Annotated in this window: 14 protein-coding genes; 9 read left to right on the forward strand and 5 right to left on the reverse strand. The window is 70.8% G+C overall.

The features are described 5' to 3' along the window. Nucleotides 1-65: 65 nt before the first annotated feature. The 4 genes from Q8A52_RS44990 to Q8A52_RS45005 all read left to right on the forward strand — a co-directional run bounded on the left by Q8A52_RS44990 (nt 66) and on the right by Q8A52_RS45005 (nt 7,010). Complete coding sequence (locus tag Q8A52_RS44990; RefSeq protein WP_316763586.1) at nt 66-2,999, forward strand: SpoIIE family protein phosphatase; 2,934 nt, start codon at nt 66-68, stop codon at nt 2,997-2,999. Nucleotides 3,000-3,152: 153 nt separating this feature from the next. After that, complete coding sequence (locus tag Q8A52_RS44995) at nt 3,153-4,730, forward strand: sugar ABC transporter ATP-binding protein (protein WP_316763588.1); 1,578 nt, start codon at nt 3,153-3,155, stop codon at nt 4,728-4,730. Beyond that, the gene (locus tag Q8A52_RS45000) at nt 4,727-5,803 is read left to right on the forward strand and encodes an ABC transporter permease (protein WP_316763590.1); all 1,077 of its coding nucleotides are present in this window, start codon (nt 4,727-4,729) and stop codon (nt 5,801-5,803) included. Before Q8A52_RS44995 ends, Q8A52_RS45000 begins: the two co-directional genes overlap by 4 nt. A gap of 43 nt (nt 5,804-5,846) precedes the next feature. Next, nucleotides 5,847-7,010 carry a substrate-binding domain-containing protein gene (locus Q8A52_RS45005; RefSeq protein WP_316763592.1) on the forward strand — a complete coding sequence of 388 codons (1,164 nt, stop codon included), beginning with the start codon at nt 5,847-5,849 and terminating at the stop codon, nt 7,008-7,010. 57 nt (nt 7,011-7,067) lie between these two features. On the opposite strand, the gene Q8A52_RS45010 is transcribed toward Q8A52_RS45005, so the two are convergent. Continuing rightward, nucleotides 7,068-7,418 carry a thioesterase family protein gene (locus Q8A52_RS45010; protein ID WP_316763597.1) on the reverse strand — a complete coding sequence of 117 codons (351 nt, stop codon included), beginning with the start codon at nt 7,416-7,418 and terminating at the stop codon, nt 7,068-7,070. A 60-nt stretch (nt 7,419-7,478) separates the two neighbouring features. Here Q8A52_RS45010 and Q8A52_RS45015 point away from each other — a divergent pair, with 60 nt between their 5' ends. Together Q8A52_RS45015 and Q8A52_RS45020 are read left to right on the forward strand one after the other, a co-directional pair. Beyond that, nucleotides 7,479-8,111, forward strand: a complete 633-nt coding sequence (locus Q8A52_RS45015; RefSeq protein WP_316763598.1) for a DUF1345 domain-containing protein — start codon at nt 7,479-7,481, stop codon at nt 8,109-8,111. Nucleotides 8,112-8,230: 119 nt separating this feature from the next. Then, entirely contained in the window at nt 8,231-9,232 is a 1,002-nt protein-coding gene (locus Q8A52_RS45020) for a Dyp-type peroxidase (protein WP_316763601.1), read from the forward strand. Here Q8A52_RS45020 and Q8A52_RS45025 read toward each other — a convergent pair. Both Q8A52_RS45025 and Q8A52_RS45030 read right to left on the reverse strand, forming a co-directional pair. Beyond that, on the reverse strand, nt 9,229-9,861 hold the full coding sequence (locus tag Q8A52_RS45025; RefSeq protein WP_316763603.1) for a GreA/GreB family elongation factor: 633 nt from the start codon (nt 9,859-9,861) through the stop codon (nt 9,229-9,231). The two genes, Q8A52_RS45020 and Q8A52_RS45025, sit on opposite strands and share 4 nt — an antisense overlap. A gap of 26 nt (nt 9,862-9,887) precedes the next feature. Beyond that, nucleotides 9,888-11,492, reverse strand: coding sequence for an adenosine deaminase family protein (locus Q8A52_RS45030; protein WP_316763604.1), 1,605 nt, complete (start codon nt 11,490-11,492; stop codon nt 9,888-9,890). Nucleotides 11,493-12,372: 880 nt separating this feature from the next. On the opposite strand from Q8A52_RS45030, the gene aroF reads away from it, so the two are divergent. Both aroF and Q8A52_RS45040 read left to right on the forward strand, forming a co-directional pair. Beyond that, the gene (gene aroF / locus Q8A52_RS45035) at nt 12,373-13,419 is read left to right on the forward strand and encodes a 3-deoxy-7-phosphoheptulonate synthase (RefSeq protein WP_316763607.1); all 1,047 of its coding nucleotides are present in this window, start codon (nt 12,373-12,375) and stop codon (nt 13,417-13,419) included. A gap of 565 nt (nt 13,420-13,984) precedes the next feature. Next, nucleotides 13,985-14,980 (forward strand): ParB/RepB/Spo0J family partition protein, encoded by a 996-nt coding sequence (locus Q8A52_RS45040; protein WP_316763609.1) that lies wholly within the window; start codon nt 13,985-13,987, stop codon nt 14,978-14,980. Between the two features lie 157 nt (nt 14,981-15,137). On the opposite strand, the gene Q8A52_RS45045 is transcribed toward Q8A52_RS45040, so the two are convergent. Together Q8A52_RS45045 and hppD are read right to left on the reverse strand one after the other, a co-directional pair. Beyond that, nucleotides 15,138-16,247 carry an alpha-hydroxy acid oxidase gene (locus tag Q8A52_RS45045; protein WP_316763612.1) on the reverse strand — a complete coding sequence of 370 codons (1,110 nt, stop codon included), beginning with the start codon at nt 16,245-16,247 and terminating at the stop codon, nt 15,138-15,140. After that, nucleotides 16,231-17,331, reverse strand: coding sequence for a 4-hydroxyphenylpyruvate dioxygenase (gene hppD, locus Q8A52_RS45050; protein ID WP_316763615.1), 1,101 nt, complete (start codon nt 17,329-17,331; stop codon nt 16,231-16,233). The genes Q8A52_RS45045 and hppD overlap by 17 nt, the downstream gene beginning before the upstream one ends. A 142-nt stretch (nt 17,332-17,473) precedes the next feature. On the opposite strand from hppD, the gene Q8A52_RS45055 reads away from it, so the two are divergent. Then, nucleotides 17,474-18,595, forward strand: coding sequence for a prephenate dehydrogenase (locus Q8A52_RS45055; protein ID WP_316763618.1), 1,122 nt, complete (start codon nt 17,474-17,476; stop codon nt 18,593-18,595). Nucleotides 18,596-18,703: the final 108 nt, after the last annotated feature.

The raw sequence follows: 18,703 nt of genomic DNA on the forward strand, positions 1-18,703 counted from the left end.
CGTATTCTCTTCAATGTCGAGCTTTTCGGGGCTATCCGACAGCGCGTGTGTGAGCGAGGCAGAGCGTGGTGCGGTTCGGCGGGGAACCGACGCCCACGGGACGTGCGACAGACGGCACAGGGCCCGTACGTACCCGTGAACGGTTCCTGCAGGGTGAGACGATCGCGGGAGGCGTACGGACGCCGATCCTGGGTTCCTGGCAGCGCTGCCGCACCCTGGGCCTCTCGCCGGACCAGTCCGGCCTCCCCTTCCGGGAAGATCTCGACACGGACGGCAGACTCGTCCACGCGGCCGTCCCGGTGCTCGACCGGCTGCAGTCCAGATTCGCCGGCAGCGCGATGAACATCTCCATCGCCGACGCGAACGGGGCCGTCCTCCTGCGCCGCTTCGGCGATGCCTCCGTGGCCCGAACCTTCCCCGCGATTCAGCGCGTCCCGGGATTCGTGTTCGCCGAGCGGTACGCCGGGACCAATGGCATCGGTCTCGCGCTGGCGGAACGTCAACTCGTCCGGGTCTTCGGCGCCGAGCACTTCGCCGAGCGTTCTCAGGGCAGCGCCTGCCGTGCGCTGCCCGTCCGCGACCCCCTCAGCGGGCGCATCGAAGGCGTCCTGTGCTTCGGCTATCCGCGTGACGCCGAGGATCCGGCCCTCGCCACCGTGATCCGCGAGGCGGCCGAGGCCATCGAACGGCGGCTGCTGGGCCAGAGCTCCGTGCGAGAGCGTGCGCTGCTACGGGCATACCTGGAAGCCAGGGCCGATGCCACCGCGGGTCCTCACCACCGCATTGGCGTGGACGAACCGGCCCCCGAGTTCCACCCCTGCGACAGTGCAGCCCTCCTGGAGAAGGCCGCCGAGCTGATCTCCTGCGCGCAGCGGGCCGCGGCGGACGTACACCTGTCCGACGGCCGGCAGGTCACGCTCGTGAGCCGGCCGACGACCAGTGCCTCCGGGGTGGAGGGCGTCGCCATCGAGGCCGTTCTCACCGGCCCCTCACTCCGAGCGCCCGTCACCATCCCGCATCAGTCGGACGAGGTCGTCGAGGGTGCGGAGCACGCACCCCTCCCCGCTGTCCCGCCGCCCGGACGGGCTCCTGTCCTCCTCGTACGGGACCGCCTCTTCGCCTCCTCGGTGCGCGTCCGACTCGCAGAAGTCGCGCCGGGCCGGGGCGGCACCGGTGGGGACCGTGCGGCGGTCGCCGGTGCCGAGCCCGGGCAAGGCGGCTCGAGCGGTGAGCGTCCCACGGTCGTCGGTACCGGCGGTGTGACGGACCTCCAGTCCGGCTCCCGGCCGCCGACGAGAGGGCTCGTGCTGGTGGGGGAGCCGTACGTGGGGGAGTACGCCCTGGCCGCGCGGCGCCGATTGGAACTGCTGTCCGAGGCCAGCGCCCGCATCGGCACGACCCTGGACGTGCGCCGGACGGCCGAGGAACTCGCCGAGACGGCGATCCCGCGACTGGCCGACTTCGTCACGATCGACCTGCCCGAGGCCGTACTGCGCGGCGAGGCGTCCGCCGACCCGGAGAGCGATCTGCGGCGTACGGTGGTCCGCGGCATCCGCGACGACCTCCCCTTCAGCCCGGTCGGCACGCGGATCGACTTCGCCCCGACCACGCCGCAGCTGCGGTGCCTGACCAGCCGGCAGGCGGTACTGGAACCGGACCTGGAAATCGCCGCGGGCTGGTTCGCCCAGGACCCCGAGCTCACCGAGCGGCTGCCGGCCTCAGTGCACTCCCTCATCACCGTTCCTCTGGTCGCCCGTGGCGTCGTCCTGGGGGTCGCCAGCTTCTACCGCTCGCAGGACCCGGCCCCCTTCGGGGACGACGACCGGTCACTGGCCCAGGAGCTCGCCGCGCGCGCCGCCCTGTCCATGGACAACGCCCGGCGCTACACGCACGAGCGCGCCATGGTCCTGGCGCTGCAGCGCAGCCTGCTTCCGCACGGTCTGCCCGATCAGGACGCCGTCGATGTAGCCCACCGCTACATGCCCGCCGAATCCGATGTGGGCGGGGACTGGTACGACGTCATCCCGCTCTCCGGCAACCGTGTCGGCCTCTTCGTCGGGGACGTCATCGGCCATGGCATGCTCTCCGCCGCCACCATGGGCCGCCTGCGCACCGCCGCGCGGAGCTTCGCCGAACTCGACTTCCCCCCGGACGAAGTCCTCGCCCATCTCGACAATGTCGTCGGCCGCCTCGACCGGGAGGACCCGGAGACCGAAGACTTCGGCATGATCGGAGCGACCTGTCTGTACGCGGTCTACGACCCGACGTCGCAGCAGTGCGCCATGGCCCGCGCCGGTCACCCCCCGCCCGCGCTCGTCCACCCCGACGGCACCGTGTCGTTCCCCGACCTGCCCGCCGGACCGCCTCTCGGCCTCGGCGGCCTGCCCTTCGAGACCACCGAGATCCACCTGCCGGAGGGCAGCCGACTGGTCCTGTACACCGACGGACTGATCGAGGACCGCGACCGCGACGTCGACGAAGTGCTCCGCAGTCTGTGCGGCGCCCTCGCGCACCCCGAGCACTCGCCCGAGGAGACCTGTCAGGCCGTTCTGGACCTTGTGGCGCCCGACCACCCCTACGACGACATCGCCCTGCTCGTCGCCCGCACCCACGCCCTGGCTCTCGACCGCATCGCCACCTGGGACCTGGCCTCCGACCCGGCCCTCGTCGGCGGAGTCCGAGCGGGCGCCGTCCGGCAGTTGGCCGACTGGGGACTCGACGAGACCGCCTTCGCCGCCGAACTGATACTCAGTGAGCTGGTGACGAACGCCGTCCGCCACGGCGCGGGGCCCATCCGGGTACGGCTGCTGCACGGCCGCAACCTGATCTGCGAGGTCTCCGACACCAGCAGCACCGCCCCGCATCTTCGCCGGGCCGCCACCACCGACGAGGGTGGGCGCGGCCTGTTCCTCGTCGCGCAGCTGTCCCAGAGCTGGGGCACGCGCTACACCGCACAGGGCAAGGTCATCTGGGCCGAGTGCGCACTGGCCGCGGCCTGACGGTCCGCCCATCCGCCGGATCGAGAAGCGATGCGGAATGCTCGGAATTCCCGGATTTGCTCCGCTAACATCCATTATGTCTATGAGGCGTACGTATCCGAGCCGAATGTGTCATCCGAGACGAACCCATCAGGCCGATCTCCGGAGAAGTCCGTGCACGACGGTCCCGACACCTCTGCGAAAGCGCTCCCGCCGTTCGGAGCCGAACCCCTGGTCCGCATCCGCGGGCTCGGCAAGCGCTTCGGCGGAACCCTCGCGCTGGCCGGGATCGACCTCGACGTCCACGCCGGCAGTGTGCTCGCGCTCCTGGGCCCCAACGGCGCCGGAAAATCCACCCTCATCAAGGTGCTCGCGGGTGTCCATCACGCCGACACCGGACAGATCACCGTCGCCGGGCACCCGCTCGGCACCCGGGAAGCGTCCCGCAGCATGTCCTTCATCCACCAGGATCTCGGCCTGGTGGAGTGGATGACGGTCGCCGAGAACATCGCACTGACAGCCGGTTACCCCCGCCGCGCCGGACTGATCTCCTGGCGGCGCACCAAAGAGCGCTGCACCGACGCCCTGCAGGTCGTCGCAGGACATCTCGACCCCGCGGCCCCCATCGCCCAACTGGTCCCCGCCGAACGCTCGTTGGTCGCCATCGCGCGAGCGCTCGCGGCCCGGGCCGAGCTCATCGTCCTCGACGAGCCGACCACCCGTCTCCCCGCGGTGGACTGCGCCCGGCTCTTCGGCGTCCTGCACGCCCTGCGCGACCGGGGACACGGCATCCTCTACGTCACCCACCGGCTCGACGAGGTGTTCGAGGTGGCCGACACCTTCGCCGTCCTGCGCGACGGGCGCCTGGTCAGTCACGGCCCGCTGGCGGACCACAGCGCCGCCCGTCTGGTGCACGACATCGTCGGCGAGGAACCGACCGGCTTCCGCCCGGCCAGGCTCCGTGCCGACGCTCCTCGGGCCGGGGCGGGGAAGCCCGCCGTACCCGCCGTCCTGGCCCTGGACCGCGTAAGTACCCCCGGCGTGGGACCCGTCAGCCTGGAACTCGCGGCCGGGGAAGCCCTGGGCCTCGTCGGCCTGACGGGCGCCGGACACATGGACCTGGGCCGAGCCATCGCCGGTGCCCGGCCCTTCCTCGACGGCCGAGTGCTCCTCGTCGGCCGCCCCTACCGCCCGCGCAACGTCGCGGACGCCGTCGCCCTCGGCGTCGGACTGGTCTCCGCCGACCGGCAACGGGAGGGCTGCGCCGCCGAACTGACGGTGCGGGAGAACCTCCTGGCCAACCCTCGCGCAGGCGGCCTGTCCGCGCTGCGCTGGATCAGCCCCCGCCGGGAACGCGCCATCGCCACCGCCCTGATCGACCGCTACTCGGTGCACCCGCAGGACAGCGAAACCCCCATCGCCACCTTGTCCGGCGGCAATCAGCAGAAGGTCATGATCGGCCGATGGCTGCGCTCGGCACTGCGCCTGCTCATCCTCGAGGAGCCCACCGCAAGCGTGGACGTCGGCGCCAAGGCCGCGGTGTACCGCCTGCTCCACCAGGCGCTGGAGGCCGGCCTCGGAGCCCTGCTCATCTCCACCGACTTCGAGGAAGTCACCCATGTGTGCAGCCGCGCCCTGGTCTTCGTCCGCGGGTCCGTGACGGCCGAGCTGAGCGGCGCGGGCCTGACGGTCTCCGGGCTCACCCGGGCGGCCTCCGCCCTGCCCGCCTCCGGAACCGCGACCACCTCGTGACCGCCGCCCCCGCCCCGCCTCGACCACGACGGCACCGCCCGGGCGGCCATCTCGTCGCCGCCTACGGCCTGCTCGCGCTCACAGGCCTGCTCTTCCTGGCCTTCTCCCTCGCCCTGCCCCGCACCTTTCCCACATGGGACACCGTCGACTCGATCCTGTCCACCCAGTCGATCCCCGCCATCCTGGCGCTCGCCGCCATGGTTCCCATCGTGACCCGGGCGTTCGACCTCTCCATCGGGTACGTCCTAGGTCTCGCGCACGTCATGGTGCTGCAGCTCATCGTCAATGGACACTGGCCATGGCCGCTCGCCTGCCTCGCCGTGCTCGTCGGAGCGGGCGTCGTGGGCGTCCTCAACGGCGTCATCGTCGAGTTCGGGCGGATCGACTCCTTCATCGCCACGCTCGGAACCGGCAGCATGCTGTACGCCGTGACCGGATGGGTCACCGGCGGCGGACGCATCGTCCCCGGCGTCGAAGGACTTCCGGCCGCCTTCACCGACCTCTACGACTCCATGTTCCTCGGCCTGCCCGTCCCCGCCTTCTACGTGCTGGCCCTCACAGCCGTCCTCTGGCTGGTACTGGAGCGGCTGCCGCTCGGCCGCAGCCTGTACGTCATCGGATCGAATCCGCGTGCCGCCGACCTTGTCGGCATCCCGACCCGCACGTACACCGTCTACGCCTTCACCGCCTCGGGGCTGATCACCGGCTTCGCCGGAATCCTGCTCGCGGCCCAGCTGCGGGTCGGCAACCCCAGTGTCGGCCTCGACTATCTGCTGCCCGCCTTCGCCGGCGCCCTCCTCGGCTCCACCGCGGTCAGACCCGGCCGCCCGAACGCCCTGGGCACGCTCGTTGCCGTCGCCGTCCTGGCCGTCGGCCTCACCGGCATCGGCCAACTGGGTGGCGCCTTCTGGACGATCCCCCTGTTCTACGGCGGCACCCTGCTGCTCGCCGTCGGCCTGGCCGGCTACTCCGCCCGCCGCCGCCTGCGCAAGGGCACCGCCGCCCGCGACATGCCCGCCGCACCGCCCCTGTCCCCGGACCAGGACGGAGGCGCACCGGGCGCCACCCCGTGACCCGTCGCATCCTCCCGCTTCCTCCCCCATCCGAGGAGTTCCCGTGTACGGCAACCGCAAGGCCTCCCTCGGCCTCGTCGAAGTCCGCTACACCGCCGCAGCCGTACTGGCAGCCACACTCACCCTTTCTGGCTGCGAACGCGGCTCCTCAGGGGTCCCGGCGCCCGCCACCACCGGCGCGTCGGGCTGCCCCGCGGTCCATGCCAAGGCCCAGGCCGACGTCAAGCAAGCTGAGAAGACGGACATCCCGTGGAACGGACCGACGAACGGACCCGGAGCCGTGTCCGGCAGAAGGGTCGTCTTCGTGGCCCAGACCATGACCAATCCCGGAGTCGCAGGCGCCGCGAGCGGCGTACGGGAAGCCGCGCGCGTGATCGGGTGGGACGTCCGGGTGATCGACGGCGGCGGCACCCCCGCCGGTATCCAGGCAGCCATGAGCGAAGCCGTGGCCCTCAAGCCCTCGGGCATCGTCATCGGTGGCTTCGACCCCGGCTCGACCTCTCAGCAGGTCGCCCGCGCCAACGAGGAAGGCGTCCCGCTCATCGGCTGGCACGCACTCCCGTCCCCCGGTCCCAGCCGGCACCCCCGGCTCTTCACCAACGTCACCACCCGGGTGGAGGACGTGGCCGCCATCAGCGCCCAGTGGGTCATCGCCCACTCCAACGGCCACGCCGGAGTCGTGCTCTTCACCGATGCCTCGATCCCCTTCGCCCGGGACAAGTCCGAATCGATCCGCAAGGACCTCGCCACCTGCCCGGGGGTGAAGCTCCTCGCGTACGAGAACATCCCCATCGCGGACGCGAGCAGCCGTACACCCCGGGAGGTCTCTTCCCTCCTGTCCCGCTTCCAGAGCAGGTGGACCCACTCCGCCGCCATCAACGACCTGTACTTCGCCGACGCCGCCCCGGCCTTCCGCGCCGCCGGCAAGAGGGGCTCCGGTCCGCCCTTCAACATCGGCGCGGGCGACGGCGACCCTTCCGCCTTCCAGCGCATCGAGAGCGGGCAGTACCAGGCCGCGACGGTTCCCGAGCCGCTGTCCCTGCAGGGCTGGCAGATCATCGACGAGTTCAATCGCGCCTACTCCGGCCGGCCCGCCAGCGGTTATGTCGCCCCCGTTCACCTCGCCACGGCCGCCAACAGCGACAGCGCCACGACCTGGAACCCGTCGGGCTACCAGGAGGGCTACCGACGGATCTGGGGCCTGTGACCGCGTCCTTCGGTGTGCGGGAACGCCGGTCGCCCGGCTCCCGAGGGGAGGCGGAGCTCAGCGGCCGTTCGAGAGAAACCGTTCCCGGTCGACGACCGCCCGGTCGATCTCGCCCTCCGCGACCAACCTCCCCGAGCCGTCGACGGCCCGTACCCGGAACGTGAGGCGCCGGCCCGGGGCGGCCGGAGGTTCGGCGAAGACATCCACGCACCCCCCGATCCGAGTGGCCCGCACATGCTCGACACGCAGCGCCGTACCCACGGTTGTCTGACCTGTTCCCACGAACGGCGCGGCGGCCCGCACGGTCGCCGCCTCCATCCACGCGATCAGCCGCGGAGTGGCCAGCACGGGCACGTCCCCACTGCCCACCGCCACCGCGGTATCGGCCTCGGTCACCTCATGGCGCATCGCATCACGCTAGCTCGCCGTGGCGGCGGCATCCAGCCGCCGGGACTACCGTGGTGGTCCGTGAGGACCTGGTTGCCCCTGGACGCCGTACCCCGCCTCGTCGGCGCGGTGGTCCTCGGAGCCGCCGTCGGCGCGGCCGTCGGACTGCCGGTCGATCCGGTTCTGGGTGTCCTCGTAGGCATCGCCGCAACGGGACTGTTCTTCGTTCTGGCAGGCTGGCTGGTGCTGTGGCCGATGGACGCGGCCGCGACCCATCGCAATGCCCGGCGCGAGGACTTCCGGCCCCTCGCCGAGGAACTCGTGGTCGTCGCGGTGGCCTCGTGCGGACTGATCGCCATTGTGCTGATGCTCCTGCGCGGCCGGTCCGAGACCGGCCACGTCGCTGCCGCGACCGCGCTCTGCGGGGTCTTCATGGCATGGGCCGCGCTGCACCTGATGTACGCCACCCGTTATGCCGCCGTGTACTACGAGACGGAAGACGGGATCGACTTCAACTCGGACCGCCCACCGGCGTACCGGGACTTCTTCTACTTCAGCTACAACCTCGGCATGACGTACCAGGTGTCCGACACCAACGTCTCGAGTTCGGCCATCCGTGCGATCGTGCTGCGGCACACGCTGCTGTCGTACATCTTCGGCACCATCATCCTCGCCACCGCCATCAACCTCGTGGTGGGCATCGTCAGCGGCTGACGCCGTACTCCCGCGGATCCACCCGAGTCGCAGCAGGATGGAAAACGAGCAGCATGAAGAGAGGAACTCACCGTTCCGCCGACGACAGGTTCCTTCGTATCCCGTGAGGAGGCGGGCTCGTGCTCGAGTTGCAGCCCGTGATCGTTCCGCCTGCCCAAGCCGCCCTGTTCCTCGTGGTCACCATCACGCCAGGCCGCGAGGAGACCGTCCGGGACCTGCTGGAGGACGTTTCGGGCCTGTGCCGTTCGGTCGCCTTCCGGGCGCCCGACGACGAACTCAGCTGTGTCGTCGGCATCGGTTCGGAGGCCTGGGACCGGCTGTTCAGCGGGCCGCGCCCACGGGAGCTGCACCCGTTCGTGGAATTGGCCGGTGAGCGCCACCGGGCTCCGGCAACGCCGGGAGACCTGCTGTTCCACGTGCGCGGCCGCCGTATGGACCTCTGTTTCGAACTGGCCCGGCTGATCGCGGAGCGGCTGAGCGGTGCGGTCACGGTGGTCGACGAAGTACATGGCTTCAAGTACTTCGACGAGCGTGACCTGCTCGGCTTCGTCGACGGCAGCGAGAACGCCGGCGGCCGAGTCGCGGCCGATGCCGTGCTCATCGGCGACGAGGACCCCGACTTCAGGGGCGGCAGCTATGTGATCGTGCAGAAGTACCTGCACGACATGACGGCGTGGAACGCCCTGCCGACGGAGGAGCAGGACAAGGTCATCGGGCGGACCAAGCTGACCAACGTCGAACTCCCCGATGACATCAAGCCCGCGGACTCCCACGTGGCACTCAACACCATCACCGACGAGGACGGCAACGAGCGCAAGATCATTCGCGAGAACATGCCGTTCGGCAGTATCGGAGAGGGCGAGTTCGGCACGTACTTCATCGGCTATGCCCGGACTCCCGACGTGACCGAAGAAATGCTCAGGCACATGTTCCTCGGCGACGGCGGAGCCAAGCACGACCGCATCCTCGACTACTCGACCGCAGTCACCGGATGCCTGTTCCACGTGCCCACGGTCACCTTCCTCGACGACCTTCCCGCGGCTGCGGACCAGCCGCGGCGGTCGGCTGACTCGCCCAGGGACACCACCACCGCGGTCGACTCTCCTTCGGGCGCGTCCTAGCGCACCGTGTCGCCGGCCCGGTGGCCGAGGAGGGCGCGCCCGAGGGGGCTGTCGGCCGTGACCAGCGCCTGGTCCGACGCCTCGGCCGGCTCGCCGATCCGGATGCTCTCCACCGTGTCGTCGCCGAATCGCAGGGTGACCGTACTGCCCACACCGACCTCATCGGTGGGTGCCCGTCCGGCCTCCTCCGCCGCACGGAGCCGCGTGGGGTCCTGCAGCCGGGGCGGGTTCGCCGGGCATGCTTGCTCCCGCGGAGACATCGTGCCGAATCGCGCCATCGTGGGCTCTGTGGAATCGTGGGTGGTCGGAACGCAGGTTGCTTTCTGATGCCCCGGATCCGCGGGAGGTGGCCATGTCCTCGAAGCGACGCCGGAAGAAGAAGTCCCGCCGCAAGCACGCCGCGAACCACGGGCGCCGTCCGCAGTGCTAGGCCCTGTCGTCAAATCCCCGCCTGCCCGGTGACGCCATGCACGCTCCCCCATGCTCTTCGAGCAGGGGGATCCCCACTCGCCGCACCGGGCAAATGACGCCGCCCGGCCCGCCCTCCGGGCGGACAACGGGGATTTGACGACAGGACCTACTGGAGCAGTGCCACTGAAAGGGTAGGGGTGGGCCGGGTGCACGCCCATTGGCGTGCACCCATGTGGGGTGGGCGTCAGGCGCTGTTGCGGCGGAAGGCACGTTCGAAGGACGCGAAGGCGGCCTCCTGGCGCCACTCGACTGCCGCTTTGGGGCTGGATGCGAGCAGGTCACGGCAGCGCCGGCTGGGCACAGGCGCGCCGAGCGTGTCCCCCTGGCAGGCGGCTACGGGGTGGTAGCCGATCGCCGTCGGGTTGCCCCGCCACAGGCCGGCGCCGGAAAGGAAGGAGTACTGGATGGAGGCGCGCGCCAGGTCCTTGAGCTGGGGGTAGGACAGCGCGTAGGTGTCGTGGGCGTACTGGTATTCGTGGCTGATGTCGATGCGGGAGACGCCGGGGTCGTCGGTGGCCAGGACGATCGGCACGCCGTAGGCGCGATACGTCTGGAAGGGGTGCTCGGCGCCCTTGATGCCGAGGATCTGGGCGTTGCTGGAGAAGGGCACCTCGACGGCCACCTGGCGAGCGGCCATGGTGCGCGCGAGCGCCTGCCAGTCGTTCTCGTGGACGAAGTCGACTCCATGGCCGATGCGCTCGGCGTGGGCGATGTCGACTGCCTCGTCGATGTGGAAGGTGAGGTCTTCCGGTTTGACCAGACCGGGCCGCAACTCACCGGCGTGCAGGGTGACATGGGCGTGCGGGTACTGGCCGCGGAGATACGCGATCATGCGCATCTGGAGGCTGTAGTCGCGCAGCGCGATCTCCCCGTCCTCGGGCTGGACCAGGTTGATGGCGACGAACCGACCATCGCGCTCGGCCAGGCGCATGCCCAGGGCGATCTGGGTGAACACCCGCTCTGGCGCGCTGCCTCGCGAGACCTGTGAGATCCAGCGCACCGTCAGACGACAGCCGGGCTGCGGGCGGTTGGTGCCGCAGTGTTCCTCCGCGCGGAACTCGGCGTCGGCGTCGTCGGCCTCCTTGCGTGCGTCGGCGACCACCTTGTCGAGCTTGCCGCCCGCGACGAGCTTGCCGTGCAGGCGGGCGAAGTCGTCGTCCCAGCCGACCTCGGCGGCGAGCCGGCGGGCGCCGTCGGAGGCGGGGGTGACCATGGTCTCGAGGTAGAACTGGTTCTGACCCACGATGTCCTCGGCGACCTGGGCCAGCAGCTTGCCCCGATGGTTCCCGGTGACCTCGCCGAACTTGCCGAATGTGGCGAAGAAATGGTCGTGGCCGCTTTCGTCGGGCGGGAAGTCCTGCATGGACCACGCCCTGATCACTGCCTGCCGGAAGGCGGGGTCGGTGCGGGCGTCCGCGGCAGGGCGGGTGCCCGGTCCACAGGGCGGCTGGACGGCGGTCAGCGTGGCCGTGTTGATGCACAGGCCGTCCTCGGCGGCGAGCTGGAGGAGGTACTCGGTCGCCACCGCGCCGGAGAGGTGGTTGTGCAGGTCCCCGCCCTTGGGCAGGTGCCGGAAGAAGCCCCGCAGCAGGCTGGGGTTGCCGTCGACGGAGCGCAGGTAGGCGTTGGTGCGGGATTCGGCAGCCGTCATCGGCCGCGGCGGAGGCGGAAGGTCGACGCGTGCGGTGGTGGACCGGGCGGCAGCGGGGGCGGCCGACAGCGGGGCAACGAGCGCGGCCAGGGCGAGCGCGCCCAGCCCGACCGGGAGAAGGACCCGGTGCCGGTTCATGGTGGGGGACGTTGGAGGGATCACCCCGGCATGATGACCAGGCAGGTGTCCGGATTCCGGTAGGACCAGGGGGTGTTGGGGGCACAGTCACCCGGTAGGGGCGGCGCACGGAGGCGCATTGCCGGCCCGGCGCGGCGGGGAGACACAGGTCATATTTGTTCGTGTCACATGTGGCGGGAGCTGTTCGGTCCAAGGGGCCACCAACGACGACACAGGAGTGGACATGGAAGCTCGCCTGAACGTCATGGCCGGCCCCGCCGCGGCCGAGGCCATCAAGCACATCATCGCCGCGAGCCAGGCACTCGCGGAGTCGACACCGCCGAGCTCGCCGTGCGAAGCCGAGGGCACCCACGGCGAGGACGGCGGGCATCCGCGGTCGCGACGCTCGAGGCGGCGATGGCAATGCGTCGGTCGGTCGAAACTCCCAGACTCTCCCCAAGGGTGATCGGGAGGTTTCGCCGGCTTGCACCGCGCCGGAACTAGCCGTGGAATGAAGGCAAACGAGCCGTGGGGTCTTGGAAGCTGTTGAGGGAGGTCACTGCAACCCGCTGCATCGCGCCCCACGCCCCGGCGGCTGCGTGAGTGAAGTCCGTGGCGGCCGTCGTGACGGCGGGCGAGAGGGCCTTCCCGGGAAACGGCTGGTGCACCGTCACCGGGGTTCACGCGGCGACCGTCATGGGCACATACCCTGCCCGGCGCGAGGCCCGTAATTTCGTTTTCCGCCCGGCTGCCCGGCTGCCCGGCCAGTCCAACAGTCCAACCCGCCGACTGTTGTCGAGCGGTATTCCTCGAACCTACGCTGCCGACGCCGCCGGAAATCCGAATGAATTCCGCTGTTTTCCGCCCGGCGGCCGGAAAACCTCAAAAAGGAGGCGGGCGCATGGTGGTGGTGATGGCCCCCGGGGCCACCCAGAAAAACGTGGACGCCGTTGTCGGCCTGGTGCGCTCGGTCGGCGGGGAGGCGTTCGTCAGCCGTGGCGTGTCGCGGACGATCATCGGACTCGTGGGCGACGTGGACGACTTCGAGGCGCTCAACCTCGGCAGCCTTCCGGGAGTCGTTCAGGTCATGCGGGTCTCCGCCCCGTACAAGCTGGTCAGCCGGGAGCACCACCCCGCGCGGTCGGTGATCCGGGTCGGAGGCGTGCCCATTGGCCCCGACACGCTCAGCGTGATCGCCGGCCCGTGTGCGGTGGAGACCCCGGAACAGACCCTCGCGGCCGCGCTGATGGCCAAGGAGGCGGGGGCGTCGCTGCTGCGCGGCGGGGCGTTCAAGCCGCGTACGTCGCCGTACTCGTACCAGGGGCTCGGTGAGGCTGGACTGCGCATCCTCGCCGACGTGCGGGCCGAGACCGGTCTGCCCGTCGTCACCGAGGTCATCGACCCGGGCAGCGTCGAGATGGTGGCCTCCTACGCCGACATGCTGCAGATCGGCGCACGCAACATGCAGAACTTCGCCCTGCTGCAGGCCGTCGGCCGGGCCGGTAAACCGGTCCTCCTCAAGCGGGGTTTCAGCGCCACGATCGAGGAGTGGCTGAGCGCCGCCGAGTACATCGCCCAGCGTGGCAACCTCGACATCGTGTTGTGCGAGCGCGGCATCCGTACGTTCGAGACGGCAACCCGCAACACCCTCGACATCAGCGCGGTACCGGTGGCGCAGCGGCTCTCGCACCTGCCGGTCGTCGTGGACCCGTCGCACTCGGGCGGGCGCCGCGACCTCGTGCTGCCGTTGACCCGTGCCGCGATCGCGGCCGGCGCGGACGGTGTGATCATTGATGTCCATCCGGAGCCCAAGGCGGCGCTGTGCGACGGCGCGCAGGCGCTCGTGGCCTCCGACATCCGCGAGCTGGCCGACGCCACGACGCTCCTTTCGCCGTTGATGGGCCGCATCCTGACGGTGCCCGCGGGTGCGGGCGCGGGGGTGGCGTAGGGGCGCTGCGTGGAGCAGAGCCGTCCGAGCGCGAAAAGCGGACGGTTGGACGTCCCGGCGGACAGCCCGCTTCCGCCGCGATTTCCCCCTCGGGCTTCTCCGGTATTTCAGGGGACGGTTGTGATTCCGGCAGTCGCGGGCGCTGGTCGTACGGTGGCCCCCCATTCACGTTCAGGGGAATTTCGTATTCCTGTTCCTGGGAGTCGGGGCGCCGCGCCGATCGGCACGCCCGCCGCACCCCGGGCGGGCAGGGCGCCGACAGTGGCGTGGGGTCCGCGTCATCGGCATATGGCCTGGTAGTGGGATCGCAGTACCTGTGGCCCACCCCTAAGGGGGTGGGCCATAGGGGCTCGCAGGGGGTTACGGCTCGCAAAAGACCGCTGCTAATTTGACCAGCGTCTGTCCGACGCGCAATTCGGTCGACGAGACGTTCTGCTCCGCAACCCTGTAGAGGAGTCGAGGGCATTGATGACGCGCTGGTTCCCGCGCACGAGCAAATTAGCGCGCTTATCCGGTACGGAACATATGGCCGCGAGTTCTTGAGGAGCTGGTGGTGCCGGAAGAAATGGAAATCAATCAGCAGCCCGTGGTGGAAGTCGAGCTGAGCTCGCTCAGACTGTCCGACTCGCCGCGCCTCGCCGGCGAGAGCCCCGAGCACGTGCAGGCCCTGATGGCCGCGCAGAACCCGCTTCCCCCGATCACGGTGCACCGGCCGACGATGCGGGTGATCGACGGATTCCACCGGCTGAGGGTGGCCAGGCTCCAGGGTGCGCAGCGGATCGCGGTCAGGTTCTTCGACGGCGACGAGGCCGAGGCGTTCGTGCTCGCGGTCAGACTCAACGTCACCCACGGCCTGCCGCTGGCGCTGGCGGACCGCAAGCGCGCGGCCGAGCGGATCATCGCCTCGCATCCGCTGTGGTCCGACCGGAAGGTGGCCTCGGTAACGGGCATCTCCCCGGGGACGGTCGGCGACATCCGTAGGAGGACCGAGCGGGAGCCGAGTCCGCAGGACCGTCGAATCGGCCAGGACGGCAGGTTCCGCCCGCTCGACGGGAGCGCGGGACGCACGCTCGCCGGTGAGTTGCTGTCCGAGAACCCGGACATGTCGCTGCGTCAGGTCGCCCGTGCGGCGGGGATCTCTCCCGAAACGGTGCGGGACGTACGCAACCGGCTGCGCAACGGCGAGTCTCCGGTGGTGTCGCAGGAGCGCCGGAGGCAGCGGGAGGACGGCGACGGGGCGGGCGTGCCCGCGCGGCACGGGGAGTCCGGTGCCCTGAGGCTGGCCCGACCGGGCCCCCGGCTCCGGCAGGCGCCCGCGGCAGACCGCGTCGTGCTCGTGAAGCAGTTGACGGCCGACCCGGCGCTGCGCTTCACGGAGACCGGGCGCAATCTGCTTCGCCTGCTCACCCTGCACACCCTCCGCAAGGAGGAGTGGGATGCGATCATCAACAGCGTTCCGCTGCACTGCGGCGACATCGTCGTCGACCTGGCCCGGCAATTCGCCGATCTCTGGGCGGACTTCGCGATGCGGGTCGAGGAGGACGTGGCGCAGATCGGCTGAGGTCCACTGCCCCGCGGTGCCCCTGGGGTGTCCGAGCATGGAAGTCGAACGGTTGGTCGTCCCGGTCCGTCGTCCTGTGCGAAAGGCCCTGGTCTCCTCCTTCGGGCGGGGGACCAGGGCCTTTCCGTGGGGGGTTATGTGAGGGACGGGGGTGGGGTCAGGCCCCGGACGCGCCCGTGGTGGTGTGCAGACGTCCGGCAGCCTCGACGCCGGCGCAGCCCGACAGGCCCAGGGCGTCCCGGAGTTCGTCGGAGAGCAGTTCGAGGACCCGCCCGACGCCGGCTTCGCCGGCCATGGCCAGGCCCCAGACTGCCGGACGGCCCACCAGGACGCCGCGGGCGCCCAGGGCCAGGGCCCTGAGCACGTCCGTTCCGCTGCGGATGCCGCTGTCCAGGAGGACCTCGCAGTCCCCGCCGACGGCCGCGGCCACCTCCGGCAGGGCGTCGATGCTGGGGACCGCGCCGTCGAGCTGGCGGCCGCCGTGGTTGGAGACCACGACGGCGTCGACTCCCGACGCTGCCGCGCGCGCGGCGTCCTCGGGCGCCAGGACGCCCTTGAGGACCAGTGGAAGCCGGGTCCGCGCGCGAAGGGTCTCGACGACCGACCAGGTCAGCGTCGAGGAGAAGGTCTCACGGGTGTGCACGGCCACCGCGGAGGCGCCGGCGGCCGCCCGGTGCGCCGTCGTGCCGGTGGTGATGTTCGCCGCCCGTACCTGGTCGGGCAGCGCGAACCCATTGCGTACGTCCCGCAGCCTGCGGCCCATCCACGGCACGTCTACGGTCAGCACGATCGCCTCGCAGCCGGCGTCCTCGGCCCGCCGCACCAGCTCCAAGGAGCACTCGTCGTCCCGCAACCAGTACAGCTGGAACCAGACGGAGCCGCCGATCGCCGTGATCTCCTCGACCGGGACGCTGCTCAGGGTGCCCGCGGTGAACGGCACGCCCGCCGCCTTGGCCGCGCGGGCGGTGGCCAACTCCCCCTCGGGGTGTACGAGTCGGTGGTAGGCGACGGGCGCGACCGCCACCGGCATGTCGACAGGTCGGCCGAGCAGGGTGGAGTCGGTCGTGCAACGCGAGACGTCGGTGAGCACCCGGGGGACGAGGAAAACCCGGTCCAGGGCGGCGCGGTTGGCGTCGAGCGTCGTCTCGGCGCCGCTGCCGCCCGCGACGAAGTCCCGGACGCCGGTCGGCAGGACCGACGCTGCGGCGCGTTCGACGTCGGCCAGACAGTGCACCGTCTCGGGCGCGAGGTCAGCGACGGGGGCCACGCTGGCCCGTCCTCTCCAGCTCCACCGCCTCGTACAGCGCCTTGATGTTGGCGCTGCCGAACGTGCGGGCCCCCTGGCGCTCGATGACCTCGAAGAACAGGGTGTGCCGCGGGTGGGTCGAGGCGGTGAAGATCTGGAAGAGCTGTCCGCCGTGGTCCTCGTCGGCGAGCACGTTCGTCGAGCGCAGGTCCGCCAGCCGCTCGGCGGTCAGGTCGATGCGCGCGCCGAGCAGGTCGTAGTACGCCGAGGGAGTGGTCAGGAAGGCGACACCGCGGTCGGACAGGGCCCGCACCGAGCCAACCGCGTCCTGCGAGGAGAACGCCAGGTGCTGGACGCCGGAGCCCTGGTGGCCCTTCAGGAACTCGTCGATCTGGCCCGGGTCGGCCGACACGTCGGGCTGGATGAGTGTCAGGGTGACGCCGCCCGACCGGCTCTGCACGACCTTCGACTCCATCGCCTGGGTGCCGACGACGATGTGTTCCTCGAAGATGTCCCGGAAGCCGAGGGCCTGTGTGTAGAACTCCACCGTGGGGGCGAGTTCGCCGCTGTTCAGGCACACCGCGATGTGGTCGATCCCGAGCAGACCCACCTCCTCGGCCCGGACGTCGGGCGCGTGCGGGGCCGGGACGAAACCGGCCGGCAGGCCCGGGCCCTCCTCGGGGCCGCGCTGGACCAGGGTGTGCACGACGTCTCCGAAGCCGTGGATCGCGGCCGTGACGGCGGGTCCGCCGCCCGTGTGCCGGGACGGTTCGCGGTGGACCCGCGCGCCGACGGCGACCGCGGCCCGGAAGGCGGTGTCCACGTCCGTGGTGCGCAGGGCGATGTCGGCGACGCCGTCGCCGTGGGAGGGTACGTAGGCCGACGCCGGATGCCGTTCCGAGGTGGCCTGGGTGAGCACCAGGGTGATCTGTCCGTGGCGCAGGGCGGTGCTTCGGTGGTCGGCGGACTCGCTGGTGCCGACCACGGCGAAGGCGTACCTTCCGGTCCACTCCGGCACTGCCGTGTCCAGGTCCTCGACATACATCTCGATGTAGTCGACGGTGAGCTCTCCGAGCGCAACCGCGGATTTTGATAATTCCCTCACGAGTGACCCCCAGCGGTGTTTGGGAAATGAGCTTCCCGAACTCTAGGACGGCGATTGCGAATTTGGCTACGGGCGTCGGGGCCCATGAAATGGACGGCCATTCCGGGTTATCGTCGAGGGCCTTTCGAATGGGGGATGCTGAATGATTCGCGCCATGGCCGTCATCGGCACGGGGTTAATCGGCACGTCTGTCGCGCTCGCGGCGAGCCGGCAGGGGGTGACGGTGTTCCTGTCCGACCGGGACCCGGCGGCCGCCCGGACGGCCGCGGCGCTCGGCGCGGGCCGGGTGGAGCTCCCGCCCGACCCGGTCGACCTGGCCGTGCTCGCCGTACCGCCCAGCAAGGTCGGTCATCTGCTCATCGAGCTGCAGAGGCGAGGGCTGGCCCGCACCTACACGGACGTGGGGAGCGTGAAGGCTGAGCCGGAACGGCTGGTGCTCGACCACGCGCCCGATCCGTCCGGGTACGTCGGGGGGCATCCGATGGCCGGCCGGGAGCGGTCCGGTCCGCTGGCGGCCCGCGCCGACCTGTTCCGGGGGCGCCCCTGGGCGCTCACTCCGTCCCCGCTGACTTCGGGCACGGCCATGGACCGCGCGCTGGAACTGGTGGACCTGTGCGGCGGGGTTCCCGTGGTCACGCAGAGCCGGGCCCACGACGAGGCGGTGGCCCTCACCTCCCACGTGCCGCACCTGGTGGCCAGTCTGATGGCGGCCCGGCTGCGGGGGACCCCGGACGGGATGCGCCGGTTCGCCGGCCAGGGGCTGCGTGACGTCACCCGGATCGCCCGCGGCGACTCCCGGCTCTGGAGCGACATCCTGCAGTCCAACGCCGACTCCGTCATCGGCTTCGTGAAGGAGCTGCACACCGACCTGTCCCGGCTGGTGTCCGCGCTGGACCAGCTCGCCGACCGCGACGGCATGGAACGGGCCCACGGCATGCGGACGTTGGCGGACCTGCTCGAGCGGGGCATCGAGGGGGTCGCGGGCATACCGCCGCTCGCCGGGGGTACACCGGCCGACCTGACCGCGGTCCTGGTCTCGGTCCCGGACCGCCCCGGGGAACTCGCCCGGCTGCTGGCCTCTGTCGCCGGACACGGTCTCGGCGCGGACGATGCCACCGTCGCCTCCGCCGAGGAAGGCGCGCTCGCCGTGCGGCTCACCGTCCCCTCCGACGTGGCCGACCTGGTGGCGGCCGAGCTCGAGGCCGAGGGCTGGCGCGCCATGTCCGAGGAGGACATCCGCTCCGGGGTGTCGGCCGCGGGCTAGTACTTCAGCGCGGGTCGGTGCCCGTGGAGTTGGCGGCGTTTGCCCAGTTCTTCCCCTTCGACATCGTTCGAGTATCCAAGGTGTGAGACCACTGTCGGAGCTCGCCTC

Origin of the sequence: Streptomyces herbicida (assembly GCF_032656585.1) — a bacterium.
GTDB lineage: Bacteria > Actinomycetota > Actinomycetes > Streptomycetales > Streptomycetaceae > Streptomyces > Streptomyces herbicida.

Excerpts from the sequence above, each read along its gene's own strand:
- Q8A52_RS45010 (WP_316763597.1), bottom strand. The coding sequence starts at position 7,418 with ATGCGCCATGAGGTGACCGAGGCCGATACCGCGGTGGCGGTGGGCAGT.
- Q8A52_RS45025 (WP_316763603.1), bottom strand. The coding sequence starts at position 9,861 with ATGGGCGTGCACCCGGCCCACCCCTACCCTTTCAGTGGCACTGCTCCA.
- Q8A52_RS45030 (WP_316763604.1), bottom strand. The coding sequence starts at position 11,492 with ATGAACCGGCACCGGGTCCTTCTCCCGGTCGGGCTGGGCGCGCTCGCC.
- aroF (WP_316763607.1), top strand. The coding sequence starts at position 12,373 with ATGGTGGTGGTGATGGCCCCCGGGGCCACCCAGAAAAACGTGGACGCC.
- Q8A52_RS45040 (WP_316763609.1), top strand. The coding sequence starts at position 13,985 with ATGGAAATCAATCAGCAGCCCGTGGTGGAAGTCGAGCTGAGCTCGCTC.
- Q8A52_RS45055 (WP_316763618.1), top strand. The coding sequence starts at position 17,474 with ATGATTCGCGCCATGGCCGTCATCGGCACGGGGTTAATCGGCACGTCT.